The 21,991-nt window shown below is 71.5% G+C and carries 3 protein-coding genes; all 3 read right to left on the reverse strand.

The window, feature by feature from the left end; translation table 11 throughout:
• Nucleotides 1-180: 180 nt before the first annotated feature.
• The 3 genes from ACFXK0_RS27700 to ACFXK0_RS27710 are packed head-to-tail and all read right to left on the reverse strand — an operon-like array spanning nt 181 to nt 21,924.
• Nucleotides 181-396: an MbtH family protein gene (locus ACFXK0_RS27700; RefSeq protein WP_379413939.1), complete on the reverse strand. Its 216-nt coding sequence runs from the start codon at nt 394-396 to the stop codon at nt 181-183.
• A gap of 13 nt (nt 397-409) precedes the next feature.
• Nucleotides 410-3,448, reverse strand: coding sequence for an AMP-binding protein (locus ACFXK0_RS27705; RefSeq protein WP_379413941.1), 3,039 nt, complete (start codon nt 3,446-3,448; stop codon nt 410-412).
• Complete coding sequence (locus tag ACFXK0_RS27710) at nt 3,448-21,924, reverse strand: non-ribosomal peptide synthase/polyketide synthase (protein ID WP_379413942.1); 18,477 nt, start codon at nt 21,922-21,924, stop codon at nt 3,448-3,450. The genes ACFXK0_RS27705 and ACFXK0_RS27710 overlap by 1 nt, the downstream gene beginning before the upstream one ends.
• Nucleotides 21,925-21,991: the final 67 nt, after the last annotated feature.

The raw sequence follows: 21,991 nt of genomic DNA on the forward strand, positions 1-21,991 counted from the left end.
GGGGCTACCAGTGTTGGCCGAGGACGCGAATCGGGGTTTGGTGCGGGGAACCGGGCAGGGACGGTTACGACACCGGCACCCTTGGGTGCTCCGATTGGGCTCGAGAAGGGACGTGCGTGGCGACCCGAGGAGAATCGATCGGCGCCCGCGGGGCAGTGACTGATCAGACAGGGGGTGGGGTCAGGCGTCGTTGGCCATGGCGGCGATGAGGGAGTTGGGGCGCATGTCGAGCCAGTGGGATTCGACGTAGTGGAGGCAGGCGGTGCGGGGGGCGGCGCCGAAGGCTACGGTCCAGCCGCCGGGGACGGCGGCGAAGGTGGGCCAGAGGGAGTGTTCGCCTTCGGCGTTGACCAGGACGTAGAACTGGGCGTTCTCGTCGTCGAACGGGTTGGTCATGGGGGGCCTTTCGTTAGCGCAGGTCGAAGGTGTCGCTGGGGGCGTCGGGGTCGGCGGTGAGCAGGCCGAGGGCGCGGGAGAAGCGGCGTAGCAGGGTGGCGGCGGTGCGGTCGTCGACGCGGTCGGTGCTGTATTCGATTTCGAGGCCGAGGTGGCCGTCGGGATCGGGGTGGGCGGAGACGATGATGTGCACGCCGTCGGCGACGGTGGGGCCGTCGAAACGCAGCGGGGTGAGTTCCAGGGCGGGGATCGGGAAGGTGCCGGAATCGAGGTAGCTGAGGGTGACGGGACCGTGCGGGCCGGAACTGGCACAGGATTCGCTGGTCGCGGCGGTGGCCGAGGCGATCACCGGATCCGGTTCGGCACAGAGGATTTCGGAGAGCGTGGTGGCGCCGGCGACGGCGGTGCCCGCCTGCCAGGCGAGCACGACCATCATCGCCGCCCGGACCACCGCGAACGGCGGAACGGCGTGGCGGCGCGCCAGATCCGCGACCCGATCGCCGATGCCGGCACCGATCCGGGCGCGCATGCTCGCCCCGCGCGCGGTGATCGCCGACGGCGCGACGGGTTTCATGAGGTCACCGAGGCGGACCAGGGCCGCGCTGGTGCCGACGATCTCCCAGCGCGCCAGCTCACCGGTGCGGAACATGCGGTCGCCGGGGATGCCGAACGGGTTGGCCACGAAGCGATCCGAGGTCGGGACCGGGTCGTCGAGATAGCCGCGGGCCAGCTGGGTGCCCGCCAGATACAGCTCGCCGGGGACGCCGGGACTGGTGGGTCGCAGGGCTGCGTCGAGAACGTAGACGCGACGGTTCCACTCGCGCACCCGAACCGGCGGGGACTCGGCCGAATTCGCCTGGGGGGCCAGCGGATAGGTGAGGGTGACGGTCGCTTCGGCGCGGCCGTAGTCGTGGTGCAGACGCGCGTCACTGACCGCGCCGAAGGCCCGGACGTCGGCTGCGGACAGCGGTGCGCCGAGGACGACGACGCTGCGCAGCGACGTGATCCGGGTACGCAGGTCGCCGCGGTGGACATGGTCGGTGAGCGCGGCGAGACGCTGCGGCGTGAAGTCGGCGGCGGTGATGCCGTAGTCGGCGATCAAGTCGGTTAACCGGCTCGGATCGGGCGGTTCGGTCAGCACGACGGTCGCCCCGACGCGCAGCGGCAACAGGTAGCCGTGCCATTCGGTGGCCTCGCCCTGATGCAGGTACACGTCACCGCCGGTGAAGCTGTGCCTGCCCTGCATGGCGGTGACCCGGTGCACGGCCGCGGCATGGCTGACCGTGATGCCGCGGGTGACGCCGGGCGGGAACAGCACGAAGGCCGGGTGCTGGGGCAGCACCGGTTCGCGGCGGTCGGCGCGGGTGATCGGTTCGTCGGAGTACTCCGATAAACGCACCTCGTCGATGGCAACTACTGGAATGTCGTACACCACAGCGTGATTGCGGGCGGCGACGGTCAGCACCAGCGCCGGGTTCGCCACCGGCGGCGGCACGGTGCCCGCGTCGACGGGCACGACCGCGCCGCCCGCCTTGAGCACGGCGTAGGTGGCGACCACCAGCTCGATCGAGCGCGGAACATCTACGAGGACAGCGGATTCCGGGCCGATACCGAGTGCGGTGAGGTGCCGGGCGAGCTGGTTGGTCCGCCGATCCAGATCACCGTAGGTGATGATCGAGGTCGCGTGTTCGCCCGGTGCGTACACGACCGCTGGGTCGAAAGGGGTGGCGGCGGCCTGCGCTTCGAATTCGTCGAGCAGCAGCTCACCGGGCAGACCGCCCGTCCTCGGTTCGGTCGCGTAGGGGTCGGTGCGGTCGTCGACGCGGCCGACGAACTCCAGCTCGGCGGTCCAGCCGTCGGCGGGTGGCCTGCGCCGCACCAGATCGCCGGTGGCGAACATGCGGTCGTCGACGGGCCCGATCGGGTTGGCCAGGAAAGTGGCCGCGGTGGCCTGCCTGCCCAGGTAGCCGCGCGCCAATTGCACGCCTGAGACGTAGAGTTCGCCCACTTCGCCATCGGCGACGGGACACAGCTGCTCGTCGAGGATCAGCAGTTCCACGTCGTCGGCGGCCGCGCCGATCGGGACGATTTCCAGGTCGGCGCCGGTCACCTCGTGCGCGGCCACCTCACCGGCGGTCTCGGGCCTGCCGTAGACGTGCCACAGGGTCGCTCCGCTCACGAACCGCAGCGCGGCCGCGGTCTTGGCGGGTAGGGCACCGCAGCCCAGGACGACGCGCAGCGAGTCGAGGCGTTCCTCGGCGTCGGGCAGCGCGGCGAGGACGGCGAGCTCGGCCGGGTCGAAACAGGCGATGGTGACGCGGGTTTCGGCGATCGCCTTGGCCAGCATCGTGCTCGTCGGGACGACCAGGGTGGCGCCGGTCTGCAATGCCAGCAGCATCTCCCCCACCGCGGCCTGGCCGGTGAGCGGGGCGTGCCAGAGCACCGAATCGTCGATGCCGATCCCGCACAGACGCTGGCGCCACACTGAATTCGCTTGGGCGGCACGGTGTCCGACGACCACCGCGTTGGCGGCGGCGACATCGACCACCAGGTAGGCGGGGTTGTCGGCGCCCGGTCCTGGCAGGTCGGCCGGTGGCACGTCGGCGGTGTCGGTGCTCAGCACCGGGACACCGGCCGGATGCGGGGTACCGGGGGTGGTGAGCAGCAGGACCGGCGCGGCGAGGGCGACGGTGCGCTGCAACAGGTCGGTCGGCGCGTCGGGATCGAGCAGGACGAACGCGCCGCCCGCGGTGATCACCGCGTGCACGGCGACGACCAGTTCGACCGAGCGCGGTAGCGATACCGCGACGACGGTCTCGGGGCCGACGCCGTGATCGGTCAGGACGGCGGCGAGCGCGTCGACACGTTCGGCGAGCTCGCGATAGGTGAGTTCGACCGCGCCGTCGCGCACCGCGACGACATCAGGGTGCTGGGCGGTCTGGGTGGTGAAGGCGGCGAGCAGGGTCGCCGGGTCACGTCGCCGTTCCCGCGCCGGATCGCGCAGCAGCGCGTCGAGCGAGACAGCGGCCGTGACCGAATCCGTGTGCGACATCAGAGTTGTCCTTCCGAGTCGTCGGCCGACCCCGACCCGGCGATCACCGCGGCGGCATCGGTCACCAGTGTGTGCAGGGTGGAGGTCAGGCCGGAGGCGCCGAGCGCGGCGAGCACGCCGGGCACCAGCCCGGCCAGCGCGACGTTCACGAGCGCTTCGGGTTTCATCGCCGCACCCATTGCCCGGCTCACCGCGGTGAGCTTGGCATCGAGTGCACCGAACGAGATGGCGTGCTCGCCGTGGGCGAATGCCACGGTCGCCGGCGCGAGCCGAGCCGCCGAGCCGACCAGGCTCGGGAGATCGGCGATGGTGTAGGTACGTGGACGCGGGGTCTTCTCCGCGTCGGTGCGTACGTCGATGGCCCGCACCGGGACGGCCGGGTCGGCCGCGACGGCGTCGAGCACCTTGCGGAACCGTTCGGCCAGGATGCGGATGGTCGAAGAGTCGAAAAGGTCTGTGGCGTAACCGAAGTGCACGTCGAGCCCGTCGAGTTCGCCTGCGGCGTCGTAGCGTTGCAGGGCGGTCAGGTGCAGGTCGTACTTGGCTTCGGTGAGGCCGGGGTCCAGGATCTGGACCTGTAGCCCAGGTAGCTCGACGCCACCCGGTGGCATGTTCTGGAAGGTGAGCATCACCTGGAACAGCGGGGTGTAGGCACCGGAACGGGGGCGGCCCATGGCGTCGACGACCTGCTCGAACGGGACATCCGCGTGCGAAATGGCCGCGAGGTCACGGCGTTTCGCCTGGGCGAGCAGGTCGGTGAACGGTGCGCGCGAGTCGACCTCGGTGCGCAGGGCGACGGTGTTGACGAACATGCCGACCAGGTCGTCGAGTTCGCGGGCACCGCGCCCGGCCACCGGGGCGCCGATGGTGATGTCGGCGCTGCCGGACTGCTTGGCGAGCAGCACGGCCAGCGCGCTGTGCACCACGGTGAACAGGGTGGTGCCGTGGGTGCGAGCGACCTCGTCGAGGCGGCGGGTCAGTGTGGCATCAATGGCGAATTCGACGGCGGCGCCGCGCATTTCTCGCCGGGTGGCACGCGGGCGATCGGTGGGCAGGGTGAGCAGCTCCGGCGCGCCGGACAGTTCCCGGGTCCAGTAAGTGAGCTGCTCGGTGAGCACACTGTCGGGATCGGATTCGGTGCCGAGCAGGTCACGCTGCCAGACGCTGAAATCGCCGTACTGGATTTCCAGTGGGGCCCAACCAGGTTCGTTTCCTGCACTGCGATCGACGTAGGCGCGCACCAGGTCCCGGGTGAGCGGCGCGATCGAGTAGCCGTCGGCGCTGATGTGGTGCACCACGACGACCAGCACGTACTCGGGCACGCCACCGGAAGACGCCACCACATCGGGACCGGTGGGCACCAAGCGAAGCGCGCGCTCGGTCACCCGGGCACCGGTAGCCGACCCCGGATCGACACCGGCAGGCACCGGCCGGATCGCAGCACCGATCTCGGCACCCGTCGACTCCCCCGGATCGACACCGGCAGGCACCGGCCGAAGCACAGGATCACTCCCGGCAACAGTCGCCCCAGGGCCCATGGCAGGGACCGCGCGAAGCACAGCACCACCGGCGGATGCGGGGTGCGGCGGCGTGGAGATCTCCGGGGCCGGGGTGACGCGGTAGAGCGCCACTCGGACGGGCGGGGCGGCGGTGATGTCGAAGGGCTGGGCGACCAGGGCCGCGATCCGGGACTCGACCTCGGACGAGGAGATCGCAATCGGTGTCAGGTCGGCGGCGGTGGACCAGGCCGGGAGTACCTGCTGGACCGGGCCGGAATCGGTGTCCGGGTAGCGGGTGCGCAGGGTGTCGTGGCGGGCCAGGACGTCGCCGACGGCCTGTTGCAGGGCGGGCAGGTCGAGGTCGCCGGTGAGGCGCAGGGCGGCGGGGATGTGGTAGGCCGCGGACTGCGGCGCGAGCTGGTGCAGTACCCACATGCGCTGCTGGGCGGGCGAGAGGACCGCGGGGCCGGTGCCGGTGCGGCGGGTCAGCGGCGGGCGGGCGGGCGTGCGGTCGGCGACGGCGAGGCGGGCCGCCAGCGCGGCCACGGTCGGGGCTTCGAAGACCGCGGCCACCGGTACCTGTGCGTCGAGTGCGGCGCCGAGGCGTGCCGCCAGCCGGGTCGCCATCAGCGAGTTGCCGCCGAGGGCGAAGAAGTCGTCGTCCAGGCCGGCGCTCGCGCAGCCGATCACCTCGGTGAAGGTCTGGGCGACAAGCTGTTCGGTGGCGGTGACCGGGGCGCGGAAGGCCGCCTCGGTGAATTCCGGCTCGGGCAGCTTCGCCCGGTCCACCTTGCCGTTGGCGTTGAGCGGCAGGGCGTCGAGGACGACCAGCGCGGCGGGCACCATGTACGCGGGCAGTTCGGCGGACAGCTCACCGCGCAGCCGGGCCGCGACGTTCTGCTCGTCACCGGGGACGAGCCCGGTGACCGCCGCGTACGCGATCAGCCGGGCGCCCGCGCGTTCGTCGGTCTTGGCGATCGCGACGGTGGCGCGGACATCGGCGCAGTGCAGCAGGGCCGTCTCGACCTCGCCGAGCTCGATCCGGAAGCCGCCGATCTTGACCTGGAAGTCGGCGCGCTCGAGGTATTCGAGGGTGCCGTCGGCGCGCCACCGGACGATGTCACCGGTGCGGTACATCCGGCCATCGGATGCCGTGCCCGCGAAGGGGTCGGCGACGAAGCGGTCGGCGGTCAGCGCCTGCCTGCCGTGGTAGCCGCGAGCCAGCTGGGTACCGGCCAGATACAGCTCACCGGCGACACCGATCGGGACCGGACGAAGGCGCGCGTCGAGCACGTAGAGGGCGCTGTTCCAGGCCGGGGTACCGATCGGCACCACATGCGATGGATCTTGCGCTACTTCGTATTCGGTGATCGACACCGCGGCTTCGGTCGGCCCGTACAGGTTGTGCAGGCGGGCTCCGGTTCCACTCGCCCGGAACTGGGTGGCGAGGGCAGCTGGCAGCGCCTCACCGATGGCGAGGACGGCGCGCAGCGAATCCGGTAGGGCAGGTGTGGATTCCGTGGCCAGCAGCATGCCGACCAGGGACGGCACCGCGTGCAGCACCGTGACTCCGTGGCGGGTCATGGTGGCGCGCAGCCGATCCGGGTCACGCTCGTCGCCGGGGCGGGTGACGATCAGGGCGCCGCCGGAGGTGAGCGGGGACCAGAATTCCCACACCGAGAGGTCGAAGGTGGCGGGGGTCTTCAGCAGTACCCGGTCGGCCGGAGTCATGGTGAAACGTTCGTGCAGCCAGGCCAGCTGGTTGACGATCGCCGCGTGCGGCACGGTGACGCCCTTGGGCAGACCGGTCGAGCCGGAGGTGAAGATGACGTAGGCCGGGTGTTCGGGGCGCAGGGGCGCGAGCCGTTCGGCATCGGTCACCGGCTGGTCCGACAGTTCGGCCAGGATGCGGTGATCGAGTTCGAAGACCGGCACGTCGACGCTGATCGGGACGCCGTCCGCCGCGGTGGTGAGCACGCACAGCGGGGCCGCGGTGGCCACGATGTAGGCGATCCGGTCGGCCGGGTGATCGGGGTCGATCGGCACATACGCGCCGCCGGCCCGCACCACCGCGTGCATGGCGATGACCAGGTCGAGGCCGCGGCGCATGGCCAGCACGACGGTGCGTTCCGGGCCGACACCCTCGGCGATCAGCAGCCGGGCGATGCGGTTGACCCTGGCCTCGAAGGCGAGGTAGTCGAGAGCCTCGCCGGTCTCGCCGTCCACCAGGGCGGGTGCGTGCGGGGTCAGGGCGGCCTGGCGCACACCCAGGTCGGCAAGCGTGGCAGGGGCGACCGGGTGGGTGGTGGCGTTCCAGGTGTCGAGCAGCAGGGTGCGGTCGGTGCCGAGCAGGTCCAGGTCGCCGACGACGGTTTCCGGTGCGGCGGTGACGGATTCGAGGACGCGGTGCAGCTGGGCGGCGAAACGCTGGGCGGTGGCGGCGTCGAACAGGTCGGTGGCGTAACCCAGGGCCAGCTCGATGCCCGCGGGCGCGCCGTCGGCGGTGTAGTTGTCCAGGGCGAACAGGTGCAGGTCGAATTGCGCCACCCCGGAATCGAATTCGATGTCCGAGACGGTCAGGCCGGGGAGTTCGAGCTGCTTGCGATCGTGGTTCTGGAACGAGTAGCCGACCTGGAACAGCGGGTGCCGGGCGGTGGAGCGGGCCGGGTTCAGTACTTCGACGAGACGCTCGAAGGGGACGTCGGCGTGCGAGAAGGCGGCGATGTCGGCGGCGCGGGCGGCGGTGAGCAGTTCGGTGAACGGCGCGTCGGCGGCGACCTCGGTGCGCAGCACCAGGGTGTTGACGAACATGCCGATGACCTCGTCGAGTTCGGCCTCGCCACGGCCCGCGTTCGGGGTGCCGACGGCGATGTCGGCGGTCCCGGACAGGCGGGCCAGCAACGCGGCGAAGGCGGCGTGGACCACCATGAACAGCGTGGCGCCACTGCCCCGGCCGAGCGCGACCAGGGCCGCGTGCAGATCGGCGTCGACGGCGAAGCAGACCTTGTCGCCGCGCAGGCTCTGCCGGGCCGGGCGCGGGCGGTCGGTCGGCAGGGCGAGCTGGTCCGGCAGGCCGGACAGCTGCTGCTGCCAGTAGGAGACCTGTTGGGCGGCAATCGATTCCGGGTCGGCTTCGTCGCCGAGCAGGTCGCGCTGCCACAGCGCGTAGTCGGCGAACTGGACGGCGGGCGGGGTCCAGCAGGGCGCGGTGTCGGCCAGGCGGGCGGTGTAGGCGCGCATCAGGTCGGCGACGAACGGCGCGATGGACGAGCCGTCGGCGGCGATGTGGTGCAGCACTGCGGCGAGTACGTGTTCGGTGTCGTTCACCTGGAACAGGCGCAGTCGCACCGGGATCTCGGTGGTGACGTCGAAGGTGGTCGCGGCCAGCTCGCGAATCGCGGCGGGCAGTCCCGCCTCGGTCACGGTGATCGGCTCGAGCGCTGGAATCGCCTCGGCGACAGGCACGATCGACTGGACGGGCGTACCGTCGGTCGTCGTGGCGCGACCGGATGCGGTAGCGGACCCCGCAGCGCCGGCCGGAACGACCGGGTACACGGTGCGCAGTGACTCGTGCCGGGCCACCACATCGGCCATCGCCGACTGGAGCGCGGCGACATCGAGTTCACCGGACAGGCGCAGGGCGAACGGGATGTTGTAGGCCACCGACGCGCGGTCGAACCGGTTGAGGAACCACATGCGCTGCTGGGCGGGCGAGAGCGGCAGCAGTTCGGGACGGGCCCGGCCGACCAGCGCGGGCCGGTCGACCCGGCCCTGCGCGTCGACGGCAGCGGCCAGTTCGGTCACCCGGGGTGCCTCGAACAGCATCCGCACCCCGACGCGGCGGTCCAGTGCGGCACCGATCCGGGCGACCGCCTTGGCGGCCAGCAGCGAGCTGCCACCCAGGGCGAAGAAGTCGTCGTCGGCGCCGATCGGCCGGTCGCCGCCGAGTACTTCGGCGTAGACCGCGGCGACGATCTCCTCGGTGACCGTGGCCGGCTTGCGGTAGGTGGTGGTCTCGAAGACGGGGGCGGGCAGGGCGGCGCGGTCGAGCTTGCCGTTGACGGTCAGCGGAATGTGGTCGACGACCACGACCGCCGCCGGCAGCATGTGCTCGGGCAGCGTGTGGCCGAGTTCGCGGCGCAGCGCGGCGGCGTCGACGACCGGGCTGTCGGCGCCGGCCACCAGGTAGGCGACCAGGCGCGGCTCGTCGACCAGGTCGGTGCGCACCAGCACCGCGACCTCGCGCGGAGCGGCCGAACTGCGCAGCAGGGCCGCCTCGATCTCCCCGAGCTCGATCCGGAAGCCACGCAGGTTGACCTGCTGGTCGGCGCGGCCCAGGTATTCCAGGTCGCCGTCGGCGGTCCAGCGGGCCAGGTCACCGGAGCGGTAGGCCACGGTGCCGGGCGCGCCGTACGGGTCGGCGACGAATCGGCCCGCGGTCAGATCGGGGCGGGCCAGGTAGCCGCGCGCCAATTGCGCACCGGAGACGTAGATTTCGCCGGGCACGCCGACCGGGACCGGGCGCAGACGCGAATCCAGCACGCGCACAGCCAGTCCGGCGATGGCACCGCCGATCACACTGGCCGAGCCCACCTCCGGGGTGATCTCGCGGTAGGAGACGTGCACCGTGGTCTCGGTGATGCCGTACATGTTCACCAGCCGCGGCGAACCCGGGTAGCGGGCGAACCAGCCGTCGAGCCGCTGCGGCTCGAGCGCCTCGCCGCCGAAGATGACTGTGCGCAAGTCGTATTCGGCCGGCTCGGCGGCGAGATCCGCGGCAATGAGCTGGTAGAACGCCGACGGGGTCTGGTTGAGCACGGTGACCCGCTCGGCCAGCAGCAGTTCGCGGAACTGTTCAGGCGAACGCGAGGTGAAGTAGTCGACCAGGACCACCGAGCCGCCGTGCAGCAGCGCGCCCCACAGCTCCCACACCGAGAAGTCGAAGGCGTAGGAGTGGAACATCGTCCACACATCCGAGGCGCCGAACCCGAAGTGACGCGCGGTGTTGTCCAGCAGCGCAACGACATTCGCGTGCGGGACGACCACACCCTTGGGGCGGCCGGTGGAGCCGGAGGTGTAGATGACGTAGGCGGCGTTCGCCGGGGTCAGGGGCGCGCGGCGGTCGGCGTCGGTGAGCGGCGTCGCGTCGAAGCCGGAGAGATTGGCCGCGTCGGGGTCGATCACCGGGCCGCCGAACCAGTCACGCGGCAGTCCGGTGGCCTCGCCGGCGATCGCGCACAGCGGGCGGGCGTCGTCGAGAATGTACTCGATGCGGTCGACCGGGTAGTTGGGGTCGATCGGCAGGTAGCCGCCGCCGGCCTTGAGCACGGCCAGCAGCGCGACGGCCAGTTCCACGGTGCGCGGGAGTGCCACGGCCACCAGGGTTTCCGGGCCGACGCCCGCGGCGACCAGGCGCCGGGCGAGACGGTTGGACCAGGTGTCGAGCTCGCCGTAGGTGAGAGTGGTCGCGCCTGCCTTCACCGCGACGGCGTTCGGGTCGAGTGCGGCGGCGCGGGCGAAACGGTCGACCATGGACTCACCCGCCGCGGCGACCGAGTCGCCGGTGGTGGCCCAGTCGTGCAGGGTGCGCTGCTGTTCCTCGGCGCTGAGCAGCTGGATGTCACCGACCACGACGGTCGGATCGGCGACGACGGCGGCCAGGATCTGGGTGAAGCGGCGGGCCAGCACCGCGATACTGCCCGCGTCGTAGAGGTCGGTGGCATAGCCGATCTCGATGGCCATACCGTCGGCGCGGCCGTCGACATCGTCGGACTCGCGGACCGTGAACTGCAGGTCGAACTTGGCGACGGCGGCGTCGAAGTCCAGCGGCGCGACGCGCAAGCCCGCCGCGTCCAGGGCGGGCAGGGTGAAGTTCTGCAGGACCAGGGCCACCTGGAACAGCGGGTGCCGGTTGCGGGCCCGCGCGGGGGCGATGGCGTCGACGATCTGCTCGAACGGGAGGTCGGCGTGCGAGAGCGCGTCGAGGTCACCGGCGCGCACGGCGTCGAGAGTGGTCTCGAATTCGGCGCGCGGGTCGATCTGGGTGCGCAGCACCAGCGTGTTGACGAACATGCCGATCAGCCCGTCGAGTGCGGCCTCGCCGCGCCCGGCGACCGGGGTGCCGATGGCGATGTCGCTGCCGCCGGACAGGCGCGCCAGCAGCACGGCCAGTGCCGCGTGCACGGTGCTGAACAGGGTGGCCTCGTGCTTGCGGGCCAGTTCGCGCAGCTCACTGTGCAGATCGGAGTCGATCTGGAAGCGGTGCACGCCGCCGTGGAAGCTGGACTCGGCGGGTCGCGGGCGATCGGTGGGCAGGTCGAGCTGTTCGGGCAGGCCGGCCAGGCCGCGCCGCCAGAAGGCGAGCTGGGTGTGGGCGAGCGAGGTGGTGTCGGCGGGGTCGCCGAGGTTCTCGTCCTGCCAGAGGGCGTAGTCGGCGTACTGGATCGGCAGCGGTGTCCAGGCCGGGGCGGCGCCGTCGCGGCGGGCGGCGTAGGCGGTCATCAGGTCGGCGGCCAGCGGGCCGAGGGAGAAGCCGTCGGCGGCGATGTGGTGCACGACCAGGACCAGCACGTGTTCGCCGGCGACCGCGAAAAGTTCCGCGCGCAGCGGGATCTCGGCGGTGAGGTCGAAGCGGATGGCGGCGCAGGCGAGCAGGCGGGCGGGCAGTTCGGCCGCGCTGATCGCCTCGGCGCGCAGCGTGCTGCCCGCACTGTCGGCGATGTGCTGCTCGGCGCCGTCGGGACCGTCCGGGTAGCTGGTGCGCAGGGTTTCATGCCTGCCGACGACATCGGCGAGCGCGGCGTCGAGGGCGGCGATATCGAGGTCACCGATCAGGCGCAGGGCGACGGGGATGTTGTCGACGGCGTCGCCGGGGCCGTCGGCGTCGGCGAGGTAGCGGTTGAGGAACCACATCCGGCGCTGAGCGGGCGAGAGCGGAATCGATTGCGGGCGTTCGCGAGTGGTCAGTGCCAGTCGGCCGCCGGTGCCGCGCAGGGCGGCGCAGCGCGCGGCCAGGTCGACGACGGTGGGGGCGTCGAACAGCAGCCGGACCGGGATCTGGGTGTCGAGTGCGGCGCCGAGGCGGGCCGCGACCTGGGTGGCGTTGAGGGAGTTGCCGCCGAGGGCGAAGAAGTCGTCGTCCAGACCGACCTCCCGATCGGCGGGGAAGCCGAGGACCGTCGCGAAGGTGTTCGCCACGATCTGCTCCACCTCGCCGGCCGGGGCGCGGAACACCGCGGCCTCGAACATCGGATCGGGCAGGGCGGCGCGGGCGAGCTTGCCGGAGGCATTGAGCGGGAACTCGTCGAGGACGACGAAGGCGGCGGGGACCATGTAGGCGGGCAGGGTGCCGGCCAGCGCTGACTTGATCGCGTCGAGGTCGAGGTCGGCGCCGACCAGGTAGGCGACCAGGGTGTCGTCGCGGACGAGGACCGCGACCTGGGCGATCTCCGGCCGGGCCGCGAGGGCGGCTTCGATCTCCCCGAGTTCGATACGCAGGCCGCGCAGCTTCACCTGGAAGTCGGTGCGGCCCAGATATTCCAGCTCCCCGTGCGAGCCTTCGGTATCGCCGTCGACCACCGTCCAGGTGACCAGGTCGCCGGTGCGGTACATGCGCGCGCCCGGGGTGAACGGGTTGGCGACGAAGCGGTCGGCGGTGAGGTCGACGCGGCCCGCATAGCCGCGGGCGAGCTGGGCGCCGGCCAGGTACAGCTCGCCGGGGACCCCGGCCGGCACCGGGCGCAAGCGGCTGTCGAGGACGTAGACCTGGGTGTTGTGCACCGGCACGCCGATCGGCACGGTGACGATGTCGGCGTCGATCACCTCGTGGAAGGTGACGTCGACGGCGGCTTCGGTGGGGCCGTACAGGTTGTGCACAGCCGTGCCGGTGAGTGCGCGCAACTGCTGGGCGGGGGCGGGGGGTAGTGCCTCGCCCGAGGCGAACACCAGGCGAAGCGATCCGCAGCGAGTGGTGCGGGCGGTGCCAGCGGCAGCAGCGGCGCGCTCGCCAACGGCAGGACGAGCGGCGGTGGGGGCCGCGGTGTCGGGGAGGGCGGCGACGAAGACCGACAGCATGGACGGGACGAAGTGGGCGACGGTGATCTGTTCGTGGTCGATCAGGTCGGCCAGGTAGGCCGGGTCGCGGTGGCCGTCGGGGGTGGCCAGGATGAGGCGGGCGCCGATCTGCAGGGGCCAGAAGAACTCCCAGACCGAGACGTCGAAGGTGGCGGGGGTTTTCTGCAGGACGGTGTCGGTGGGGGTCAGGCGGTAGGCGTCCTGCATCCAGACCAGGCGGTTGACGATCGCGGCGTGCGAGACGACGACGCCCTTGGGCTGGCCGGTGGAGCCGGAGGTGAAGATCAGGTAGGCGGCGTGGTCGCGGGTCAGGGTGCCGAGGCGGTCGGCGTCGGTGATGGGCGCGGCCGAATAGTCGCTGGTGTCGAGGTCCTCGAGGTCGAGGACGGCAGGACGATCGGCGCAGCCGGTGTCGACGTGCGTACTGGAGCCACCCATGCCGTCGAATACCGTTGCGGGGAAGTCGAGTTCGTCGATCGCGCGAGTGAGTACACAGATCGGGCGCGCCGCATCGAGAACACGAGCGATGCGGTCGGCGGGGTGTTCGGGATCCAGTGGCACGTAGGCGCCGCCCGCGGCCTGCACCGCGTACATGGCAACGACCAGGTCGAGGCAGCGGCGCATCCCGAGCGCGACCGTGCGATCGGGGCGGACGCCGATCGAGATGAGCAGGCGGGCAAGGCGATTAACCCGAGCCGCGAACTCGGCGTAGGTGAGCGATTCGCCCTCGAAGGTGAGCGCGATCGCGTCCGGGGTGCGCACGGCCTGTGCGGCGAACAGCGAGACCAGGGTCATGCGTTCGTCGCGGGGGTACGCGGTGGCGTTCCAGGTGTCGAGCAGGCGCGTGCGCTCGGCCGCGCCGAGCAGATCGATGTCGCCGATCACGACGTTGGGATCGGCGGTCACCGTCTCCAGCATCCGCAGCAGGCGGGTGCTGAAAGTTGTGATGGTCTGCGCGTCGAACAGGTCGGTCGCGTACTCGATGCGGCCGAGCAGGCCGTCGGCGGATTCGCGCAGGGTCAGCTGGAGATCGAATTTGGCGGTGTGGGTGTCGATCTCGAGTTCGGTGGCGGTGAGGCCGGCGGGCGCGAGTTCGGTGGCGGCGGTGTTCTGGAAGTCGAGCATCACCTGGAACAGCGGGTGCCGCGCGGTGGAGCGCTCCGGGTTGAGCGCCTCGACCAGGCGGTCGAAGGTGACATCGGCATGGGCCATGGCCCGCAGGTCGCCGTCGCGCACCGTCTCGACCAGCTCCGCGAAAGTGGCAGCCGGGTCGACCTGGGTACGCAGCACCAGGGTGTTGACGAACATGCCGACCAGCTCGTCGAGCGCCTGATCGCCACGCCCCGCGACCGGTGTACCGACCGAAATATCCTGCTGGCCGGACAGTTTGGCGAGCGTGGCGGCGAAGGCCGCGTGCAGGACCATGAACAGCGAGGCCTGGGAACCGGTGGCCACCGCGCGCAACCGGTCGGTGAGCGCGGCGGGGATCGTGAAGGCGTGGCGCGCACCGCGACCCGTAGCCACGGCCGGGCGCGGGCGGTCGCCGGGCAGGCTCAGCAGATCCGGCTGATCAGCCAGTTCGGCTGTCCAGAAGCCGATCTGGCGCGCCATTGCCGAGTCCGGATCGTCCTCGGCACCGAGCACCTCGCGCTGCCAGAGCGCGAAGTCGGCGTACTGCACCGGCAGCGGGGTCCACGACGGTTCGTCGCCGGCCAGGTAGGCGGCGTAGGCGACCATGAGATCACGCACCAGCGGCGCGACCGACCATCCGTCGGCGGCGATGTGATGCAGCACGACCACCAGGACGTGCTCGTCGGCCGTCGCGGCGCCGTTCTCGGGCATCGTGCGCAGCAGGTGCAGCCGGACCGGGGGTTCCTGGTCGACCGCGAACGGGATCGCGGCGAGGGTGCGGATGTGGTCGTCCAGGTCGGCGGGGGCGATGGGGGCGGGGGTGAGGGTGATGGCCAGGTGGTCGGTGGGGACTACCTGCTGGAACGGGATGCCGTCGATGGCGGGGTAGCGGGTGCGCAGGGCCTCGTGGCGGGTGAAGACCGCGGTGACGGCGGCGTGCAGGGCGGTGTGGTCGATGGTGCCGGTCAGGCGGATGGCGGTGGCGATATTGTCGGCGACCGAATCGGTGTCGAACTGGTTGAGGAACCACATGCGCTGCTGGGCGTAGGACAGCGGAATCTGTTGTGGCCGTTCGCTTGCCACCAGCGGTGGGCGCTGCCCAGTGCGCTCGGCGGAGCCAAGGCGGGCGGCCAGCGCGGTGACGGTCGGCGCCTCGAACAGCACCTTCAGCGACACCGTCGTCCCCAGCGCGGCGCCGAGTCGGGCGACCACCTGGGTGGCGACGAGCGAGTTGCCACCCAGGGCGAAGAAGTCGTCGTCGGCGCCGACCCGCTCGATCCCGAGCACCTCACCGAACACCCGCGCGACCACGGACTCGGTCCCGGCGGCCGGTGTGCGGAAGGCATTGGCGGCGAACACCGGCGCGGGCAGCGCACGGCGATCCAGCTTGCCGTTCGGGGTCAGCGGCAGCGCCGGAACAACCATGAACGCCGAGGGCACCATATGCGCGGCCAGCGTGCTCCGCAGGACCGCCGCGATCGCCTCAACCTCGAAAGGCAAGCCACTACCGGGGGCGTCGGCCCCGCCGCCACTGCCACCGCCGACGCGCAGTTCAGCATCGGCGGCATTGCCACTGTGGCCGCGCAGTTCGACCTCGGCCGCGGACTCGGAGACGAGCTCGACAGCCACACCACCCGGCGCACCTACGGCGTCGGCATCGGTCTCGGGGACGAGGTAGGCGACGAGCTGATCACCGCGATGGGCGTCGGCGTGTACCAGGACTACCGCCTGCCGCACCGACGGTTGCGCCAGCAATGCCGCTTCGATCTCACCGAGCTCGATCCGGAACCCACGCAGTTTCACCTGGTCGTCGTTGCGGCCCAGGTACTCGAGGGTGCCCTCGGCGGTCCAGCGCACCAGGTCGCCGGTGCGGTACATGCGCGCACCCGGCTCCCACGGGCAGGCCACGAAGCGACCGGCGGTGAGGGCGGAGCGGCGCCGGTACCCACGTGCCACCTGGGCGCCCGCGACATACAGCTCACCGGCCACCCCGACCGGTACCGGCTGGAGCCGGTCGTCGAGGACCCACTCGGCGATGCCGCGCAGCGGCCTGCCCAGGGTCAGCGGGGACGCCGCCGAGAGCGGGGCGCTGATATTGGTGGCGACCGTCGTCTCCGACGGGCCGTAGGCGTTGACGAAGGCGCGCGGCACCGAGCCGCCGGTCCAGCGGGCGACCAGATCGGGCGGGCAGGCCTCGCCGCCGACCATCACCATGCGCAGGTCGTCGAGCTGTTCGGGGTCGAGCACGGCGAGCCCGGACGGGGTCATCAGCGCGTGGGTGACCCGCTGCTCGGCCAGCAGTTCGGCCAGCTCGGCGCCCACGTGGCGGCCGGGCTGCGCGATCACCAGGGTGGCCGCGGAGTTCACCGCGAGCAGGAACTCCATCACCGAGATGTCGAAGGACGGCGAACCGACCTGCAGCACCCGCGCGTCGGCGGAACCGAACATGCGGTCGGTCTCCTCGGCGGCGAACCCGGCGATCCCGGCCTGGGTCACCAGCACGCCCTTGGGCAGACCGGTGGATCCAGAGGTGTAGATGACGTAGGCGAGGTGCCCGGCGCGCAACGGCCGCACCCGGTCGGCGTCGGTGACCGGGTCGCTCGCGCGAGCCGCGCACTCGGCCATCAGCTTCAGCTCGTCGAGGACCAGCCAGTCGATCGGGCCCGGCAGCGTGTCCTGTGCCTCCGACACCGTAAGACCAAGTCGGGCACCGGAATCGGTGACCATATGGGAGATGCGATCGAGCGGGTAACTGGGATCGACCGGCAGCCAGGCCGCGCCCGCCTTGGCGACGGCCCACACCGCGAGCACGGCTTCGATCGAGCGCGGGATACCGACCGCGACCACATCGTCGGGACCGATCCCGCCGTCGACGAGCACGCGGGCCAGCCGCGAGGAGGCCCGGTCGAGTTCGCGGTAGGTGAGGTGCCGGTCGCCGTCGGTGACGGCGTCGCGATCCTGCCCGGCGGCGACGGCGGTGGCCAGCAGCTCAGGGAGCAGACCGGTGGCGGTGACCGGTGCGCCACGCATGCCGGTGACGTGGGCGTGCTCGGCGGCCGAGAGCAGCGGCAGCTCACCCACCGGGGTCGCGGGGGCCGCGACGGCGGCGGCCAGCAGCCGCACGAAGCGGGCGCCCAGATCGAGAATGTCGGTGTCGTCGAAAAGGTCGGTGGCGTAGAGGGTTTCGGCCTCGATACCGGCGGGTTCGCCGGCGGCGCCGCGGCGTTCGGCGAGGGTGATCTGCAGGTCGAACTTGGTGGTGTCGAGTTCGATCTCGTGCACCGTCACCGGGGAACCGGCCAGCTCGAAGGTGGTGTCGAGGACGGCCTGGAAGTTCAGCGCGACCTGGAACAGCGGGTGCCGCGACTGGGAGCGGGCCGGGTTGACCACGTCGACCAGGCGGTCGAAGGGGACGGTGGCGTGCGCGAAGGCGGCCAGATCGGTTTCGCGGGTGCGCTCGAGCGCGGTGGTGAAGCTCGCGGCGGGGTCGAGCTCGGTGCGCAGCACGAGGGTGTTGACGAACATGCCGATCAGGTCGTCGATGGCGCGGTCGCCACGCCCGGCGACACCGGTGCCGATGGCGATGTCGGTGGTGCCGGACAGGCGCGCCAGCAGCACCGCGAGCGCGGTGTGCAGGACCATGAACAGCGAGGCGCCCGCCTGCTGGGCCAGCGCGGCCAGCTGCCGGTGCAGTTCGGCGTCGATGGTGAAGCCGGTGCGCGCACCACGCATGCTCGACTCCGCCTGCCGCTGCCGGGCAGAGGGGAGGTCGAGCTGATCGGGCAGCCCGGCGAGAGTCCGCTCCCAGAAGGCGATTTCGCGCGAGGCGAGCGACTGCGGGTCCGTCTCGGCGCCGAGCAGTTCACGCTGCCAGAGCGCGTAGTCGGCGTACTGCACGGTCAGTGGCGCCCAGCCGGGGGCGACACCGTCGGCGGCGGCGCGGTAGGCGGTGAGCACATCGCGCACCAGCACCTGCAGCGAAACACCATCAGCGGCAATATGATGCAGCACCACAGCGAGCGCGAGCTCCGGCGCGTCCGGCATGACCGAACCGGCGTGAATCAGCGAGTGCTGGTCCTCAGCGCGGGCAGCGGCCGGGTCTGCGGGCATGTCCGGCGGGACCACCGGGTTGGATTCACCGGCTACCACGAACACGCGGGCACGGAACGGCGCCTCGTGTTCGAGATCGAAACCGGCCGTGGCGAATCGGGTGAGCTCGGCGTCCAGACTCGCCGCGTCGACCTCGACCGGTTCGGGCATCCGGAACGATCCGGCGGGGCGCACGACCTGCTCGGCCACCTCACCGCCCGGAGTCGCGACGGCGGGGAACACAGTGCGCAGCGCCTCGTGCCGGTCGGCGACCGAACTCAGCGCCGTTACCAGCGCGGGCAGATCGGCGGTACCGCGCAGCCGGACCACGAACGGCATGTTGTAGCCGGGTGCGGCCGGGTCGAAGCGATTGAGGAACCAGATCCGTTGCTGTGCAGGGGAAAGCGGGATCAGCTCGGGACGTGTACCGGCGGCGAGGACCGGCAGCTGCGCCGAGACGCCCGCCTCCACCCGTTCGGCGACGGTGGCGGCCAGCCGGGCCACCGTGGTCGCGCCGAACAGGTCACGCACGCCGAGCCGGCAGCCGAGGTCGGCGCCGAGCCGGGCGGCCACCTGGGTGGCGACCAGGCTGTTGCCGCCGAGGGCGAAGAAGTCGTCGTCGCGGCCGACCCGGTCCAGTCCGAGGACCTCGCCGAACACCCGGGCCACGGTCTGCTCCACCGGCCCGACGGGTTCGGCGTAGGCGATGACGGTGCGGGCAGGCGCGGGCAGCGCCTTGCGGTCGAGCTTGCCCGACGCGTTCACCGGCAGGGCGTCGAGCAGCACAAAAGCCGCGGGCACCATATAGCCGGGCAGCGCGCGCAGCGCGGCTTCGCGCAGGTCGCCGACCGCGACAGCGCCCGGCTCGGCCTCCACCACATAGGCGACCAGCTGCTCGCCGACACCCGCGTCGTCGCGCACCACCACGACCGCGCGCGCGGCCGAATCGACGCTCTCCAGCACCGCCTCGATCTCGCCGAGCTCGATCCGCAGACCGCGCAGCTTGACCTGGAAGTCGGTGCGGCCCAGGTATTCCAGTTCACCGTTGGTGGTCCAGCGGACCAGGTCGCCGGTGCGGTACATCCGCGCGCCGGGCTCGGTGAGGTCGGCGACGAAACGACCGGAGCTGAGCTCGGGACGTCCGACATAACCCCGGGCGAGCTGTACCCCCGACAGATACAGCTCACCCGGAGCCCCGACCGGTACCGGCCGCAGCCGCGAGTCGAGAACACGGAGCCGGGTGTTGAACACCGGCGCGCCGATCGGCACGGTGACCCGGTCGGCGTCGTTCACCTCGTGGAAGGTGACATCGACGGCCGCCTCGGTCGGGCCGTAGAGATTGTGCAGCCGCACCCCGGTGAGCAGCCGCAGCCGCTGCGCCAGTGCGGCGGGCAGCGCCTCACCGGAGGCGAACACCAGCCGCAGCGAGGTACGCACGGCGATCTCCTGCTGGGCCAGGAAGGCTTCCAGCATCGACGGGACAAAGTGTGCCACGGTGACGCCGTACTCCGCGATCACCCGGCGCAGATAGGCCGGGTCGCGGTGCCCGTCGGGCTCGGCGAGCAGCAGCGTAGCGCCGATCTGCAAGGGCCAGAAGAACTCCCACACCGAGACGTCGAAGGTCATCGGGGTCTTCTGCAGGACGACGTCGACCCCGTGCAGGCGGTAGGTGTGCTGCATCCACACCAGCCGGTTGACGATCGCGGCGTGCTCGACGGCCACGCCCTTGGGCAGGCCGGTGGAGCCGGAGGTGAAGATGACGTAGGCCGGATGCGCGGGGCGCAGCGGCGCGGTGCGCTCGGCGTCGGTCAGCGGGGTGTCGGCGTAGCCGCTCAGGTCCAGCGCGTCGACGGCCAGTACCGGCACGGTGCCCGCGCCGGGCACGCCGTCGCGGGTGGTGGTGAGCACGGCGGCGGGGGCGGCCGTGCCGAGGATGTGGGCGATGCGCTCGGCCGGGTGATCGGGGTCGATCGGGACGTAGGCGGCGCCGGCGGCGAGCACCGCGTACATGGCGACGACGAGTTCCGGCGAACGCCGAATGCTCAGTGCCACCAGCGATTCCGGGCCGATGCCCTGTGCGCTCAGATGCCGGGCCAGGCGGTGCGCGCGGGCAGCCAGCTCGCGGTAGGTGAGATCGGCGGTGGTGTCACCGGCCATTCGCACGGCGAGCTCGTCCGGGGTACGCGCGAGCTGGGCCTCGAACAGCGCGGGCAAGGTCGCGGCGGCCACATCGCGCTCGGCCAGCGCGGCGTCCACATCGAAGCGGGTCGCGTTCCAGATCCGGGTGCTGACCTGCAGTTCCAGCTCGGTCGCCACCTCGATCGCGCCGAGCGCGGCGTCCAGGTCGGCGGCGGCGAGGCGCTCCAGGAAACGCAGGAAGCGGCTGTGATGGCGGGCCAGGGTGTCGGCGTCGTAGAGGTGCGGGTTGGCCTCGAAATCGACGTGCACGCGGTCGCGGTCGCCGTAGTAGACGTTGAGGCTCAGGTCCTCGATCGGGCCGGTGGACAGCACCCGGTAGCGGCCGGTGGTGGTGGCGAGGGTGAGTTCGCGGCGGAAGAGCATGAAGTTGGCCAGCGGGCCGAACAGTGCGCGGCGGGCGGGGCGGCCGTCGTCCTCGGCGTCGCGGCGGATGTCCTCGGCGCGGTAGCGCTGATGCCGCAGCGCGCCGGCGACCTCGACCCGCGCCGCGCGCAGCAGCTCGCCCCAGCTGGTCGCCGCGCCGGCCGCACCGGTGGGCAGGCGCAGCGGCACGATATTGGACAGCATGCCCGCCGAGCGGCGCATGACCGCGGTGGTGCGGGCGGTGACGGGCAGGCTCAGTACCACGTCGGGGCGGTCGGTCAGCCGGCCGAGGTAGGCGGCGAAGGCGGCCAGCAGCACCGCGGACACGGTCGAATCATCGCTGGCCGCAATGGTTTCCAGCCGGGCGACGAGCTTTTCCGAGAGCCGCCCGCCGGTGACCAGGTTGATCGCGGCGCGCGGCGCGGTGCGGCTGTCGAGACCGGTCGGGCTGTCCAGGCCGGCGATGCGCTGGGCCCAGTGTTCGCGGTCGGTGGCGAAGCGGGTGCTCTCGCGGTAGCGCTGCTCGCCCTCGACCAGCTCGGCCAGCGCGCCCGGGACGACCTCGCGCGGCGCGGTGCCGAGCACGCGCGCCGAGTACAGCTCGGCGATGCGCTGGGAGAGGGTGAAGGCGCCGTAGCCGTCGAGCACGATGTGATGTCCGCGCAGGTACCAGAACCAGCGCAGGTCACCGACGCGCAGCACCGCGCCGCCGACGAGGCGGTCGGTGAGCAGGTCGAGCGGGGCGCCGAATTCGGCGCGCATCCACTCCTGGGCGGCGGCGACCGGGTCGTCGTGGTGGCGCAGATCGATCAGGGGTAGCTCGTCGGAGATCCGGATGGCGTGGTCGACGACCTGGTAGGGCACGCCGTCGGCTTCCCCGATGCGTACCAGCGGTGAGCCGTAGGCGTGCGCCGCCTCGGCCGTGACCTGTTGCAGCACTGCGACATCCAGCTCGCCGGTGATGTCGACGTACTGGGCGATGGTGATCGGGACGTCGGGGTCGAGCAGCTGTGCGTACCAGACACCCAGCTGGGCGGGGGTCAGCGGGAATCGTGGCGACGCGGCGAGCGCCTCCGCTTCCTGCGGTCGCGCGCTGAACCCACCCAACTCCGTACCGTGCACCAGAGCCTCCTCGAATCGCGAAAAAACAGCAGACCGAACAACTTCCGGGCAGCACGAAGACACCTCA

Origin of the sequence: Nocardia sp. NPDC059177 (genome assembly GCF_042755165.1) — a bacterium.
GTDB lineage: Bacteria > Actinomycetota > Actinomycetes > Mycobacteriales > Mycobacteriaceae > Nocardia.